Raw genomic sequence first — 15,186 nt, 5'->3', positions numbered from 1 at the left:
CTGATTAATCACGAAAATTGCCGTTGAACAGGTGGAGAGGTTTGCAGTATGATGCGTTCAAGAAGATAGAGTGGGAGACGATTATCCATGCAGATCCCTGTACGACCAGACAGTGTTAGCGACTTGCACCGCCTCGCCGCCTTCATCCTCGTCGGCGCGACGGCGACCGGCAAGAGCGCCGTGGCCCAGATTCTGGCGGAACGCCGGGGCGCGGCGGTGGTGTCGGCCGATTCGATGCTGGTCTATCGCGGCCTGGATATCGGCACGGCCAAGCCGTCCGCCGCCGAGCGCGGCGCGGTGCCCTACTTTGGCCTGGATCTCGCCGATCCCTCCGAATCAAACAGTGCGGGCGCGTGGCTGCGGGCGGTGACGCCGGCGTTCCGCGCGCCGGCCGCAGCCGTTCCGATCGTCGTCGGCGGCACCGGGCTGTACATCCGGGCGCTCCTCGACGGTCTCGACGCGCCGGCGGCGGGCGGCGACGCCCGCGCGCGCTGGCAGGGCGTGCTTGCGGCTGAAGGCGTCCCGGCGTTGCAGCGGGCGTTGCGCGCGCGCGATCCGCGGGCGCTGGAGGCGCTGGCCGACCCGCTCAATCCGCGCCGCCTGATCCGCGCTCTGGAGCGTCTCGATGCGGGGGGCGGCGCCGCGCCCCGCAGCGCGCCTCCGGCCGGGCCCCTGATCGTGGGGCTGCGCATGCCCCGGCCGGTCCTGCATCGCCGCATCCGCGAGCGCGCCGAACGGATGTTTGCCGGCGGCCTCGCCGAAGAGGTGCGCGCCTTGCGCGCCCGGTTCCCGGTCTGGTCGGAGACCGCCCGCGCGGCCATCGGCTATGCCGAGGCCGGCGCATGGCTCGACGGGCGCATGACCCGCGCGGAAGCCATCGAGCGCACGGTGATCCGCACGCGTCAGCTCGCCAAGCGGCAGGAGACGTGGTTTCGGCATCAGGCGCAGGTCGTCTGGGTGGACGCCACGGGCTTGGAATCGGCCGCAGCCCTGGCGGACCGCGTCAACGAACAGTGGGAGGAACATGGAGCCGCAATCCTCAGAGGTCTTTGACCCGACAACCGCTTACAGCGCCAGCGCGACCTGCATCAAGAACATCCCGACGGAGCTTCGTCCGCGCGAGGAATTCGTCCGCCGGGGAGGGACGGCCGTTGCGGATGAGATTCTGATCGCGATCCTGTTGCGGAGCGGCACGCCGAAAAAGAATGTGATCGCTCTGGCCCGCGAACTGCTGGTTCGGGCCGGCGGCATGGCGGCCCTTTCCAAAATGGGCTTTGAAGAACTTCTGGCGCTCAAGATCAAAGGATTGGGGCCGGTAAAGGCGATGGAGCTGGCTGCGGCCATCGAGATCGGACGACGGGCCTGCGCGCGAACGCCCGGCGAGAAATCGTCTCCGGTGCGCGAGCCCGCGTCGGTCTATCGTCTGGCCGCGCCGCTCGCCCGCGAGCAGACCCAGGAGGTGTTCTGGGTGCTGCTGCTCGATATCAAAAATTGCCTGATCGGCCGGCCGATCGAAGCCACCCGCGGACTGATCAATTCCAGCCCGGTTCATCCGCGCGAGGTGTTCAATCGCGCCATCCGCCACGCCGCCGCCGCCGTGATCCTCGTTCACAACCATCCATCGGGAGACCCGACGCCCTCGGCCGAAGACATCACCATCACCAAGCGGCTGGTCGAGGCGGCGCGGATCATCGGCATCAAGGTGCTGGATCATGTGGTGATCGGCGCACCCGGCGCCGACACGCCCGGCTATCTCAGTCTGCGCGAGCGGGGCCTGGTGAATTTTGACGCGTGAGGCGCTTGCAAAACCTCCTTCGTCGGTTCTGCAAGCGCAGTATTCAGAAGCCAGAATTCAGTATTCAGAATTGGAACCCTCTCACGGGCAACGTGTTCAATTATTCTGACTCCTGTCTTCTGTATTCTGACTTCTCTCTTGCAAACACCCCGGAGGGGTTTTGCAAGAGCCTCGCGTGACGGCGCGCCACGCCTCCAACTGCCGCTCCGTGGGCGCGCCGACGATCTCAAAGAGGCGCCACGGTCCGTAATTGTTGTAGACGAGCATACGGCCGCCCCCCGAGGCGTAGAGATCCGGGTGACGGATATGGACGTTTTCGGCGGCGGCCGCGCCGACGGGCGCGGGGACGAGCAGGTAGAGGTTTTGGCCGTAATAATCGGCGCGGAGGGCCTGAACATACAGGTCGAGGTTGGGCTCGATGCGTTCGCTCGCTGAGCCGGTGAGCAATTGAAGCCCGGCATAGCCACACACAAAGACCCGCGCGTGAGGCGAACGCGCATGGACATCGGCATCCACCTGCTTTGCAATCGCCCCGGCAGGATGCGCCACCGGCGCGGTCAAGCCCCGCACACCGATCACCGCGACGACCCCAAAGAGCGCCACATCACCCGCCGTCACCCAGGGCGTCCGCCAGACGGGGCCTCCGTGTCGGAGATGCCAGAGCGCGAGCGCCCCCGACACCATCAGCACGGTTCGTCCGGCGGCATCAGCCCATACCGCCGACCCGCCGCGCAGCACCACCAGCCAGACCCAGAAGAGCAGACCAAGGATGCCGAGGGCGACGGCGCGACGGTTGCGGGTCAGCAGGCCCGCCGCCAGCGCATACGCAGCGGCAGCGGTCGCCGCGATCTCTTCCGGCCGATTCGGCAGCCACTGCGCGCCGTTCCAGTGCAGAACCCGACCGCTGCCCAGACTTTCCAGGAAAAACAGGCTCGATCCGAAAATGAGCCTGTTCATCAGCACCCAGACGCCAAGCGCGTAGAGCATCGGCAGCCAGCCCAGAATCAGTACAGCCGGGAGGCGGTGCCGGGTATCGGCGCCGACCCCTGCGCCCAGCGGCACGGCGAGCGCCAGCGCCAGCGTGATCCCCAGGACGGGCATGCCGCAGAGGATCAATCCGGAGAGTCCCGCGCCGAGTTTCACCAGATCGCGCAGCCGCTGCTCGCGGCTCCACAGGGCCGCCGAGCGCAGCGCGAAAACGGCAAGCGCCGCAGGCACGGCGGCCGCGGGCGACGCCCCCCCTCCAGAGGCGGTGATGCCGCAGGCCGCCAGGGCCATGAGGGCCACGCCGGCCCAGGAGCGCTCCACGATGCGTCCGCAAATCACCAGGGCGAACGTCCACGCCAGCCACGCGGTCGCCCACCCCGCCAGCGGTGTTTCACCCAGCAGCCAGACAAACGGCAGCGCGACGACCGTCACGAGCGGGCTGAACCAGCAGGATCCCACAAGCGCCTGCCGCCCTTGATCGGTGCCGGCCACCACTTCCCGGCATACGGCGAGGGCGGTGGTGTCGCCCGGCCCGGCCGTCAGCAGTCCGATCCAGACAATCGCACAGGCGATCAGCGCGGCGGGGACGCCATCATAGAGTCTATTTTTGAACGAGCCCATGCTGGGTCTTCTCCCAATAGAACGGATTGCTGAAAAACTGGAACAACGCCCGCCAGCCGCTGTAGCTCATCAGCATCCAGTAAATCGGCGTCAGCAGGTTCCACAGCAGCAGCGCGTCATAGCGCCGTTTGTAGCAGCCGAGCAGGTTGACATAGACAAAGGCGAAGTTGCCCACGAACAGGCAGAACGTCCCCGCCGCAAAGACAGGCCCGGGGAACAGCGCCGCGACTCCGATCGGCTGGACGGCGAACCACACGATCGCCAGCGTCCAAAAGACCGGGTTGACCAGCGCCGAGAAGACGACGCCGCCGACCAGAAGCTGGAAGTGGAAAAAATTCAGCCAGCCGATGTCGCGCGCCAGTCCAAACGGCCGGCGCATGTGGACGAACCAGGTCTGGATATACCCTTTCTGCCAGCGGGTGCGTTGTCGAATCCAGAAGCGGAGGCTGGAGCAAGCCTCCTCCCAGGTGGTCGTCTGCAGCATGCAGGTGGTGTACCCAGCGCGGCAGAGGCGCACGCCCAGATCGCAATCTTCGGTCACGTTGTAGGCGTCCCAGCCGAGCAGGCCGCGCAGAACCTCCGTGACGAAGTGATTCGACGTGCCGCCGAGGGGAATCACGGTTCGCAGCGCGGCGAGGCCCGGCAGTTGCATATCGAACCAGGCGGAATATTCAGCGGCGAACCAGCGGGTGAGGAGATTCTGGCGCGGATTGTAGTAATTGAGCCGCGACTGCACGCATGCCGTCTGGGCGGGCGCCTGTTCAAAGGCCAGAACCGCTTTCTTGAGCTGGTCGGTCTCGGGCTTGTCCTCGGCATCGTAAATCACCAGATAGCGGCCGCGCGCATGCTGGAGGCCGACATTGCAGGCCTTGGGCTTGGTACGGGGATGCGAGGCCGGAATCAGGGTAATTCGGAAACCGGGCGGCAGGGTCATCGCCTGTGCAGCGGAGACGGTGAGGGCGTCGTCTGCCTCCAGCAGAAGCTGGACATCCTTGCGGTCGGCGGGGTAATCGAGCGCCTGCAGTCCGGCGACCATCTGCGGCAGCGTCTCCGGCTCCTTGTACATCGGCACCAGGATCGAATAGAGCGGCCAGTCGCGCGGCCCGGCTGCGGCGATATCGGCCTGCGAAAAAGCGAGCGACGCGCCAGGCTTGATCGATGCCCGGATCAGCCAGAGTTTGTAGAGGGTGACGGTCAGATAGAAGGCGGTGCAGAAAAAGATCAGCGCCCGCCCCGTCGCAAGCGGGGCGACGCACAGGCCCGTCACAAGGGCCGCGGCCAGCACCGCCAGAGCCAGCCACTGCGGGCGGGTCACGGGCTCGGCGGCGCTCCACTCGGGATGAATTCGCGCCAGTGCCAGCGGCTCGCGGGCCAGATCGGGAGGTGTGTTGTCGGGGTCAGTCATGGTTTCGATAATAGCGAGATTATCGATAATGTCGATATTATCGATTCATGGGATAAAGAACCCGGCGGAACACCTCCGCCGCCTTGCGCATCCCGCTCGGCGTCAGGACACCGCCGACGATCAACGGCTGATCGCCCGCGTCGAGCGAGAACGCTGTGTAGAGATCGGCGACGATCAGTCCATAGGCGTCGGCCACCCGGTAGACGATTTCGGCATAGAGGCGGCCGGCGCGAGCATGGACGCAGGGCGCGGGGCCCGGCTTGCAGCCGCAGCCAGGCAGAACGTCGAACGCAGGCGGCGCCACCAGAATCAGGTGTGTCTGGCCAGCCTCGGTCAGCGCTCCGGCAAAAGCGGCGAGCATCCGCTCAAAACTCTCGAGCGTTTCACCGTCACGGGCGCCGGACAGATCGGGCGCCAGCAGCACGGCATCGACGGGCAGCACTCCCCTCAGAGCGGCGAGCGGCGTGAGCCGCGCCCCACCGCGCGGATCATCCGCCTGCTCCAGCGTCTGCAAACCACGTCGTTGATAGGCCACCGAAACACCGTCTGGTCCGTTGGCCACGGCGCGGTCCAGCTGTTCCGCCGCCGCTGGATCGACCACGCCAGCGGCGGCCACAAAGCCATCGAGAAAGAGCAGGCGCTGTCCGCGACGCAAACCCTTGAAACGGGCATCTTCGCCCCGCGAGGCCCGCCGGGCGATCAGGGTCACGCCAGCCCCCCCGCGCAGGAGCGAGACACCGTCCACGGCATCGGGGAGACTTTCAAACGGCGGGACGTCAAAGACCCAGCGGCCGCTGTGGAGCACGACCCCCGCGTGCAGCACCTGCCAGCGGATCTCACGAAAGGTGTCCGCTTCGCCCGCAGGCAACACAACGCGTCCCCACGAGCGCGTGAGGGTGAGGGGCGTCTCGCTGACGACCGGAGGTCCGTCGTGGCCGTCCAGTTCGACGCGGAGGATGAAATCGGTGGCATCCGGTGAGGTCGCCCGCACTTGGATTTCCGGGTTCACGGGGTCATTGCCATAGCACACCGCCGGCGCTCCAATCAACACCGATGAGAGGCGGTATTCGGCGGCCGGAACCGTTGCGGCGGGCAGGGTGATGGTCGTCGACCCATTGGTTCCATCCGCAGCGCGGGACACCGTGAGTCCGACCACGAAATTCGTGCCATTGGTCGCAACCAGAATCGTTTCGACACGCCGGCCGTTCCCGACCGGGGCACCGTTGATCTGCCACGCATACGCCAGCGTTCCGCCCGACCAGCAGACACTCTCGTCCTCGAGCGTCACGGGGCAGAACAGCGCCGGGATTCCCTGAAACCGATAGGGCAGCCCTCGCCGCGTGCGGGCGAAGACGTGCAGGTCGCCATCCCGGCGCTCCACGCGCCCCTCCATGAGGGCGCCGCCGGTGACGAGCGTCGGCCGTGCGGCGTTGGTATCGACCGGGCGCCACTGCACACCGAGGCTGTAGTTGGTGCGGACAGCGGTGTCGACAATCAGACGGTGGAGGCCGGCGGTGAGGGTGATCGGAGGGCCCTCCTGGATGGTTGGCCGGCCGCAATTGTACTCCTGCCCCACGACCTCCTCGCCGTTAATCTGCAGCCAAGCGGCGTTTTCTCCCGACAGGGAGAAGACATAGCGGCCCTCCTGGGGCACCGCCAGCCAGGACGTCAGCCGCAGTAGCGCCAGAGGCCGGTCCCAACCGGCGCCCTTGGAAAACCTGCCGAGACCCGCCGCAACGGCGTCGAAATCCGGAAACACGAAGAAGGTCGATTGCGGACCCCGACGGATCACCAGCCGATTGAGGTCGTTCAGTGTCGCGGGCGGGTCCTGCCCAACCGAATGGCGCGCGGCGACGCGGATCGGTGTGGGGTCCACAACACCCTCTAATTCCGGATCGACGCGCTGCTCCCCCGCAATGCCGTAAACCGCAACCATCGCTTTTTCGGGAAGTTCCTGGCAGTCGACCAACACATGGATTTGCCGGTCATCGGCCGCGACGACCCGTATCGGCTGCGCCTCGCCGGCGGCGTCCGCCTTCACCGCAGCCACGGGGCGTCCGCCCACTTCCGACGGCAAGACGCACAGGGCAAACGCATCCTGCGCCCCCCGGACAAACACCATCCGAATCGCCGACTCTCCCACACACCAGGGCGGAACCGGCTCGGATGCGACAACGGGCCGGGTTGCCGCCATGGTCAGCACGCAAAAAACAACCGCGAATACGCGCACTCCAGTATGCACTCCCGTGTGCGCACGCGCAGCGAGACGGCTGGCGCAAACGCGACGCGCAACGTCCCACACCCGCGCGCAGCGGGTGCTAGGCATCTGCGCAACCCTGTAGACAAACTCCAAAATGCAAACTCCAAATGCCCTTGGTCTTGATGACTGTCAACCATCTATTCCGTTTGGCACGCATCCTGCGTTATTTCCTTGTGTGAATAGGAAACCAGCCATAGAACGGGGGGGAGAGCGTACCAAAGTCCGTCCCCCCCTTCAATGGAAACATTCGCAATATCCGTGCCAGCCCTTGGCTAACGATGGTGATTTTGATCGGCTCTATGATGGCGCCTGGAGGCGGATCCAAAGGCCTTGGCAATCGTCTTTCCGTTCCGGATTTACGCTGCTGGAGATGTTGGCTGTGATGTTCATCCTCGCCATTCTCTCCACCATGATGGCCAGCGTGGTGAGTGCGGGTCGGCGTCAGGCTCGCCAGACCGACTGCAAGTCGAACCTGCGTCAGATGGGCGTCGCGATTCTGGTCTACCGCGGCGAGCACAACGGCGCCAACCCGCCCTGGCTCTCGAATCTCTACCCCGAGTATCTGGATGACAAACGGGTGTTTGTCTGCCGGAGCGACAAAGGGAAGGGGCTGGGGCCGATCAGGCCGACCGATCTCCCCAAAAAGGCGGAGCCGGAGCGTTTTCCCGAAGTGATCGACAACGACTCCGAGATTCATGCGCGGCACGAGGCGCAAAATACCGACATTCGCGCCAACAGCTATTTTTACGAGTTTTCATATGCCGAGTGTTCCTGGGACTCGCAGGTTCCGAAACGCAAATGGTGGGAAGCCAAGGAGGAGCAGCTTCGCTTCGGCGATGCCGCGAACGGTGGCGGGGTGGCTCCGGCTGTTCCGGCCCCTTACAGCCAGTCGAAGCTCCCGATTGTCCGCTGCTATCATCATCACAAGGAATCCCGGATACCGGCTTATGCTGATGTGGCGGCCAAAACGGGCCAATTACTCTCTGATGAGGGCATCACCATCAACGTCGCCTACGCGGGCAACGTTTATGTGGGTCCACTCTGGTGGGAGGGAATGCCCGAACCCGGCGAGCAGTAATGCTTTACCATTCTCTCTGCTCACGGTACACTGCTATATCTTGAAACCAGCGATTGCCCCTGTTCAGAGATCCGATCACCACGCAGAAGCGACCAACCAATAACCGATAACCCGTCACCGCTTATGAAAACACTCCTCCTGCGACGCTCCTTCCGTTGCGTTCTCTCAGCCGCGTTGCTGACGCTCGCCGGCTGCACGACGTCCGATCCGGCCGTGTCCGCACGGCCCGCAGCCGAGCCTCCCGCACGGGCGGTGCGCGATGCTGAAGAGCTGTTTCAGCGCGGACGCGCGACCGAGGCGATCATGGCGTGCATTGAGATCGCCCGCAAGGACCCCCTCACGCCCGGTCTCCCGGACCTGCAGCGCCGCATCCTGACCCGGCTGAACGAGCAGCGCAGCGCGTCGATCAGCGCACGCGCCGCCGCCTCGCACGAAGCCATGACCCAGGATGCCCGCCGCCACGGCATCGTCCCCGACACCTACGGCGTCTCGCGCCACATCATCGGTGACGTCTCTTCACACGACTCGCCGCGAACCCAGATGCAGCAGGCTCTCACCAACGAGATCTCCATGCATCTCGAGGACGTCGGCCTGGCCGACATCATCGACGAACTCGGTAAATCGGGCATCAACCTCGTATCCGACAGCGATGTTTCCAGCAAGACGCTCACCATCCACACCGAGAACACCCCCTTGCGCGAGCTGCTCGAGTTCATCGGCCGCAACCTCGACGTCTCCTTCAACGTCGGCGAGACGCTCATCTGGGCCACCTCGCGCCTGCCGACCGACGGCCCTGTTCCCCTTGAAACCCGCGTCTACCGGCTGCGCAAGGGCCTCTCAGGCGCCGAAGTCCCCGGGGGCACCGTCCTGGGCACTGCCGCCGGTGCCAGCACGGGTGAGCCCTCCATGATCGAAGCGATCACCCGCTTCGTTCCCCAGCCCGAAGGATCCGACATGCTCTTCGATCCCCGCGCCCATGTCCTGCTGGTCAAGAATACCAAGGAGAACCTCGTCTCCACCGAGGCGATCATCAACGCCATGGACGTTCGGCCCAACCAAGTCCTCATCGAAGCGCGATTCGTCAAGACCAAGGTCAACGACCTGCAAAAACTCGGCATCGATTGGCTTTTCGGATCCCCTGTCAGCACCGGCGCGGAGGGGTTTGAGAACACGCTGGACCTGACCGAGTCGACTGAAGGCGCTCCAGATATCTCGCTTGCGGGAAGGGATATTCTCATGGGACGCGCGCCAGTCGAGGGGGGGCTGACTGCGGGTTATTTCGGTGTGATCGACCGGATCCGTCTCCGTGCCGTGATCAACGCCCTCGAATCATCCGGACAAGGACGCACGCTCACCGTGCCGCGCCTGACGACCGTCAACAACAAGACCGCCTCGATTTTTATCGGTCAGGAGTTCCGTTATTACGAGAACTATGAACTGGCTGAGGTTTTAAATGAAACCGAAGAGAATCGTACGACCTATCAATCGCAGCCGGTTCCAGAGGGAGACGCCGTCGTAAAAGAGCTGGGCTATCAGTTGAAAGTAACCCCGAGTGTGGGCGCCGATCTTTCGACCATCAACCTCGTTCTACTGCCAGAGATCAGCGACGTGGAGAACGGAAAAGCCTGGGCCGACGCTTACAAACCGACCCCGAGCGGCGCGGGCAACGATTTCTCGTTAATGGGTAAGCTCCCCATATTTAACCGCAAAACGATAGAGACCGAGGTCGTTGTGCGCAGTGGCGAGACGGTCGTGTTGGGCGGTCTGGTCACCAGCGAGCAGACCCATGACGACAAGGGAATCCCCTGGATCTCCCGCATCCCCCTCATCAACAGGTTGTTTGGTTCCAGGTCGGACGAAGACATCACCGAAAATCTGATCATTTTCGTCACCGCCACCCTCATCTCCGACATGGGCGAGGACTTGATCCCACTCACCCCTCGCACCATTCCCGGAACCGAGGTGCCGACGACCCTGATTCGCGAGGAACTCGGCATCGAGGAACACCAGCCCGAACCTCTGTTGGCGCCCCCTGAATGATTTGAAAGCGTCGATCGTATCGACTTAACACAACCCCTATGCCGCGCATCAAACAGATCGTTGGACTCGACATCGGCTCCCGGACCGTCCGGGCCGCGTGGGTGTGCATTCGCGATCACAAGCCCGTGGTCGTTCGAACCGAGCACCTGGCCCTCCCGCCCGATGTTCAGGATTCGGCGGGCATCATTCGCGCCTGGATCGCCAAGTGCGGGCTGACCCGGCAGTTCTGCGCGATCGCTTTGCCCGGATGCAGCACCATCTTCCAGCCGGGCAAGATCCCGCACGCCGATCCCCGCAGCGCCCGTCAGGTCGCCGCGATGGAGCTGGCCGCGTTCAATGACATGGCGGGCGACTCGATGACCTTTGACGTCACCGACTACCGTCTCGCGACCGATCCGGCCCATCGTTACTACCTGATGGCCATGGCCCGCCCGGTCATCGTTGATCGCGCCATCCAGTTCGCCGCGCAGATCGGGGTCCGGCCTGCCGACCTCGTGCCGGCGCCCGTGGCCCTCTTCAACCGCCTCGAACGCATCGCCGGACCCCATGCCACGCCCAATCTCTACCTCGACATCGGCCACCAGCAGACCGAAGTCGCGGTCGGGCTCCCGGCTGGGCTGCTCTTTGCCCGCTCCATCCCGATCGGCGGCAAGGCCCTCACCGACACCCTCGCCCAGGCGGCCGGCATCTCGGCCCATCAGGCCGAAATCCGCAAACACGCCGACGGCCTGACGGGCGAGACGGCCGCCATTCTCAAGCCTGCGGTCGACCGCTGGCTTTCTCAGGTGGCCTCGTGCATGAGCGTCTGCCGCAGCACCCTGACCTCGCCGGCCCTGGCCCCTGGCCAGATCGTTCTCGCCGGCGCCGGCGCCGCGCTGACCGGCCTGCGCGACGTCCTCGCCGACCGCTTCAAGTTGCCGGTATGCCTGGCCTCGGAACTTCCGGGATGTACGGATCTGGCGGAAGATGACGCGACGTCGCGTGCTGCGGTCTCCCCATTCAGCCTCGCGGTCGGCCTGGCCGTCTCCGCTCTGGAACTGGGTGCCACGCATCTCTCGATGCTGCCCAGCCACCTCCGGGATGAGGTCGTCTTCCGCGACAAAAAGCCCTATTGGATCGCGGCGGCCATCTGCGCGGCGCTCACCCTCGGCGTCTTCACGGTTGGCGGCCTGCGAGCGCTCGCGCGCGAAGCTCGCCTGCTCCAGGATGAGCGGACGCATCTACTCGAACGCGAGCAGATCGACAAACAGATCAGCGCCATTCGCAGTCGCGCCAGCAACCACCGCACCCGCGCCGATCTCGTGCTGGATCTGCTGATGAACGCGCCGCTGGCCCGCGAGGCTCTCACCTGGGTCGCCAACAGCATGGGGCCCGACGATTGGATCGTTCTCTTCTGTGACGAATCGAGTTACACCCCGCAAGCCCCCGATCACACGCCTCCCGCCGCCAGACGACCGGCTTCGGGCGGGTCCCGCTTTTCACCCATCACCCTCGCACCGCCCAAGGCGAAGCCGTTGCCGGTCCCCGCGCCCGTGCGGGCACCCGCGTCGGGTGTCCTCGCGCCCCGTGCGGCGACCCAGACCTTCATCGTTGAGGGCTACACGACCGACCCGAGCTGGGATTCGGTGAAGAAGATCATCAGCCGTCTGCGCACCTCCCCTCGAGTCGCTGCGGTCGACCTGCGCGCCGATGATCGTGTGTTGCCGCCCGTCGGACTCTCCGGGTCGGTTGATCTCGCCACCCTGCCGGTATTCAGGCGGTTTGTCATCTCCCTGGAGGTGAAACGCCCATGATCCGACGCCCCCATATTTCCGAGCGCCAGCAGGTCGCGCTGATCCTTTTTCTCGCCGTCCTCGGCCTGGTGCTGGTCTGGACCCTGCTGCTTCAGCCGCAGATGCGCGTCCGCGCCGAAAACGAACAGATTCGCCAGCAACTGGCCAGCAGCCCCTACGCGAACCTGAGCATGGAAAGCCTGAAGGAGGTGGCCGAGCAGGAGACTCTGGCCGAACAGCGTCTGCAGAACGAATGGACGGCCGCGTGCCTGAGGCTGGCCACCTTCTCCAATCAGAAGGCGTTGCGCCGCGCCAATGTCGCGCGCATCGAATACAAGGTCGAGCTGTTCAATACCCGCCAGCGTCTCCTCGCCAAGTCCGATTCGCTCGGCATCCCGCTCATCCCGGTCGATCTTGGGCTTGACGAGTCCCTCGCCACCCATGCGCAGATCCGCGACCGTATGCTCCAGCTCAAGGCCGTCGAATACCTGGCCGACCTCGCCCTCGACAACCGCATTCAGCAACTGGTCGCACTCGCGCCGATGGGGGCGGTTGAACATCCCGGTCCGGACGGCCGCATCGTGTTCACCGAATATCCGGTCCAGGTCACCTTCGACGCCGACTTCGTCAATCTCTATCAGCTCTTCCAGTCCGTCTTTGAGGAAGACCGCGTCTTCGCTTTTCACGCCATCCGGGCGATGTCGGGCCCCGATCTCGAATCGCGCCTGCGGATTCAGGCGGTCCTCAGCGCGCTTGTCTTTGAGTAAATTCGGGGAGCATCCACATGGAAAAACTTTGGAAATTCCTGATGCAGACCAACGCGAAGGCGCTTTTCGTGCTGGCGCTGGCGGTCTTGCTAGGCGTTTCCGCGTGGCGGGGGTGGGTCGAGATTGCCGCCGCCCATCGTCCACCGCCTGAAGAACCGGTCACGGGGCGCGCGCTGTTCAAGCCCGGCAAGGATCTCGGTCTCATCGCCTTCGCAACCAACCAGCTCGCCGCCGTGCATGAATTGCCGGTCAATCCGTTTCGGCCCACCCTTGAATCACTCGCGGCCAATCCCGACACGCTTGAGGCCATCAGGAAAGGCACGTGGACACGGCCGAACCTTTTGACGAACAACCCGATAACGTTCTCCGCCACCAACTTGTTCGCTCACCTGCGTCCGTCTCCCAATAACACCACGGGGGGTGCCGTCGCGACCCCGGTCGTCGCGCCCCGACTGACCTACACGGGGTTTTTCAAGCGGCCAGACGGCCGGACTGCGGCTCTATTCCACGACTCGATCGCCGACACCTCGGTCTTCAAGCTGCCCGGCGACACCCTGCGCGGCGCCACCCTTGTGGAGGCCGATATCCGTCACGCCACACTTCTCCTCCCGAGTGGCACAGAGGTTCTCCTGGCCATCAATGAAGCCATCGATCTGCCCCCGGAGCCGACGAAGCCATGAGCGAACCCGACACCCCTCTTTTGGCGGCCGCCAACCGGCCGGACGAGAAGCGCCCCGATCACGGCGCCTTTCTCCGTTATTACGACGCCGGCATGGTGCTCGAACTGGCCGAACGCCTGATTCAGGACGGCCTGCTCACCGAGGCCCAGCTCGGCGAGATGCAGGGGCGCGCCTCGCTCACCGGCAAAACCCTTGACACCCTGCTTTTCGATGAATCGGCCATCGACGAGAAGGCGCTCCTCGCGCGCTTCGCCGAGTTGAGCGGCATCCCTTTTAAAAATATCGGCGAGTTCAAGATCGATCCTGACGCCGTCGCCAAGGTTCCGGCCAAAATCGCCTTGCGCCACCGCATCGTCCCGCTGACGCTTCACAGCGGCATTCTGTCCCTGGCCGTGAACCGTGTCCCTTCGCTCACCACCGTAGATGGCCTGCGGATGGTGCTCGATACCGGGATCGACTGGGTGCTCGTCCCCACGACCGATGTTGCCCGCTCGCTGACCCATTTCTATGGCTTGGGCGCCGAGACGATCGACCAGCTGATTGCCGAGGCCGAGGACGCCGAGAACGTCGCGAGCGACGCAGACATCGCCGTCCACACCGAAGAGACCGGTATGGTCCGGTTCATCAACATGGTGATCGCCGAGGCGATCCGCATGGACGTGACCGACATTCACATCGAGCCGTTTGAGCACGCCCTCCGCCTCCGCTACCGCGTGGACGGCATACTGCAAGAGATCCCCCTGCCCAAGGGCGTGGAGCGCCTCAAGCGCGCCGTCGCCTCGGCCGTCAAGATCATGGCCAACGCCGACATCACGGAACGCCGCAAACCCCACGACGGGCGCATCAAGGTTCGTTGCGGGGCGAGCGACTACGACCTACGCGTCTCGGTATTGCCGACCGGATGGGGCGAGACCTGCTGTCTGCGCATCCTCAACCGCGGCTCCATTTCGGTCGACCTCGACAAGCTCGGGCTCTCATCCAACCAACTTCCCAAAATCGCCAAGCTCACCGAACTCCCGCACGGGGTCATCCTGATGACCGGCCCCACCGGCAGCGGCAAGACGACAACCCTCTACGCCCTTCTCTCCCGGATCAACACCACCGGGGTCAAGATCATCACCGTCGAGGATCCCGTCGAATACCAGATGGCCGGCATCAGCCAGATGCAGGTTCACAGCAAAATCGATTTGACGTTTGCCACAGCCTTGCGCTCGATCCTCCGTCACGACCCCGACGTGATTTTGATCGGTGAAATCCGCGACTCCGAAACCGCCGACATTGCGGTGCGCGCGTCGCTCACCGGCCATCTCGTCCTCTCCACGCTGCACACCAATGACGCCCCGTCGGCCGTCACCCGTCTGACCGACATGGGGGTTGAGCCTTACCTCATCGCCTCGTGCGTCGAGGGCATTGTTGCCCAGCGGTTGGTGCGGCGCGTCTGTCCGCTTTGCACCGAGCCGTTCCACCCGCCGCAGCCGCTCCGCGACGAGATCGCCGCTTTCTACCCGGACCGCATCGACTCCGCCCGGTTTGTCATCGGCCACGGCTGTCCCAACTGCAATTTCACCGGGTATCGCAGTCGCAGCGCCATCAACGAAGTGATGATCATGAACGATCCGCTGCGCGCGCTCGTTGTCTCCCGCCAGCCCGCCAACATCATCAAGGACGAAGCGTTGAAGCACGGCATGGTGACGCTCCGCCAGGACGGCTGGCTCCGCGTCATCGAGGGCCGCACTTCGGTCGACGAGGTGCTGCGCGTCGCCGGCCGGATGGAGGTCTAG

The 15,186-nt window shown here is 64.6% G+C and carries 11 protein-coding genes; 8 read left to right on the top strand and 3 right to left on the bottom strand.

The window, feature by feature from the left end; genetic code table 11:
• Positions 1–87 precede the first annotated feature (87 nt).
• Together miaA and FJ222_00340 are read left to right on the top strand one after the other, a co-directional pair.
• The gene (miaA, locus tag FJ222_00345; protein MBM4162888.1) at positions 88–1,053 is read left to right on the top strand and encodes a tRNA (adenosine(37)-N6)-dimethylallyltransferase MiaA; all 966 of its coding nucleotides are present in this window, start codon (positions 88–90) and stop codon (positions 1,051–1,053) included.
• Entirely contained in the window at positions 1,025–1,795 is a 771-nt protein-coding gene (locus FJ222_00340; protein ID MBM4162887.1) for a JAB domain-containing protein, read from the top strand. The genes miaA and FJ222_00340 overlap by 29 nt, the downstream gene beginning before the upstream one ends.
• 96 nt (positions 1,796–1,891) lie before the next feature.
• Here the strand turns inward: FJ222_00340 and FJ222_00335 are convergent, their stop codons facing one another.
• From FJ222_00335 to FJ222_00325, 3 genes are read right to left on the bottom strand one after another with little or no spacing between them, the layout of a single operon-like run.
• On the bottom strand, positions 1,892–3,403 hold the full coding sequence (locus tag FJ222_00335) for a hypothetical protein (protein MBM4162886.1): 1,512 nt from the start codon (positions 3,401–3,403) through the stop codon (positions 1,892–1,894).
• Entirely contained in the window at positions 3,384–4,808 is a 1,425-nt protein-coding gene (locus tag FJ222_00330; protein MBM4162885.1) for a glycosyltransferase, read from the bottom strand. The genes FJ222_00335 and FJ222_00330 overlap by 20 nt, the downstream gene beginning before the upstream one ends.
• 37 nt (positions 4,809–4,845) lie before the next feature.
• Positions 4,846–7,002 (bottom strand): hypothetical protein, encoded by a 2,157-nt coding sequence (locus FJ222_00325; GenBank protein MBM4162884.1) that lies wholly within the window; start codon positions 7,000–7,002, stop codon positions 4,846–4,848.
• A gap of 160 nt (positions 7,003–7,162) precedes the next feature.
• Here FJ222_00325 and FJ222_00320 point away from each other — a divergent pair, with 160 nt between their 5' ends.
• The 6 genes from FJ222_00320 (at position 7,163) to FJ222_00295 (ending at position 15,186) form a co-directional block, all read left to right on the top strand.
• On the top strand, positions 7,163–8,146 hold the full coding sequence (locus FJ222_00320) for a type II secretion system protein (protein MBM4162883.1): 984 nt from the start codon (positions 7,163–7,165) through the stop codon (positions 8,144–8,146).
• 123 nt (positions 8,147–8,269) lie between these two features.
• Positions 8,270–10,186, top strand: a complete 1,917-nt coding sequence (locus FJ222_00315; GenBank protein MBM4162882.1) for a hypothetical protein — start codon at positions 8,270–8,272, stop codon at positions 10,184–10,186.
• Positions 10,187–10,224: 38 nt separating this feature from the next.
• Positions 10,225–11,979 (top strand): hypothetical protein, encoded by a 1,755-nt coding sequence (locus tag FJ222_00310; protein MBM4162881.1) that lies wholly within the window; start codon positions 10,225–10,227, stop codon positions 11,977–11,979.
• Positions 11,976–12,725, top strand: coding sequence for a hypothetical protein (locus FJ222_00305; GenBank protein ID MBM4162880.1), 750 nt, complete (start codon positions 11,976–11,978; stop codon positions 12,723–12,725). Before FJ222_00310 ends, FJ222_00305 begins: the two co-directional genes overlap by 4 nt.
• 17 nt (positions 12,726–12,742) lie before the next feature.
• Entirely contained in the window at positions 12,743–13,405 is a 663-nt protein-coding gene (locus FJ222_00300) for a hypothetical protein (GenBank protein ID MBM4162879.1), read from the top strand.
• Positions 13,402–15,186 carry a type II/IV secretion system protein gene (locus FJ222_00295; protein ID MBM4162878.1) on the top strand — a complete coding sequence of 595 codons (1,785 nt, stop codon included), beginning with the start codon at positions 13,402–13,404 and terminating at the stop codon, positions 15,184–15,186. Before FJ222_00300 ends, FJ222_00295 begins: the two co-directional genes overlap by 4 nt.

It is taken from the genome of Lentisphaerota bacterium (assembly GCA_016873675.1).
In the GTDB taxonomy this organism is placed as follows: domain Bacteria; phylum Verrucomicrobiota; class Kiritimatiellia; order RFP12; family JAAYNR01; genus VGWG01.
The sequence above is the reverse complement of the archived record's forward strand: the minus strand, read 5'-3'. Positions and strand labels throughout refer to the sequence as shown.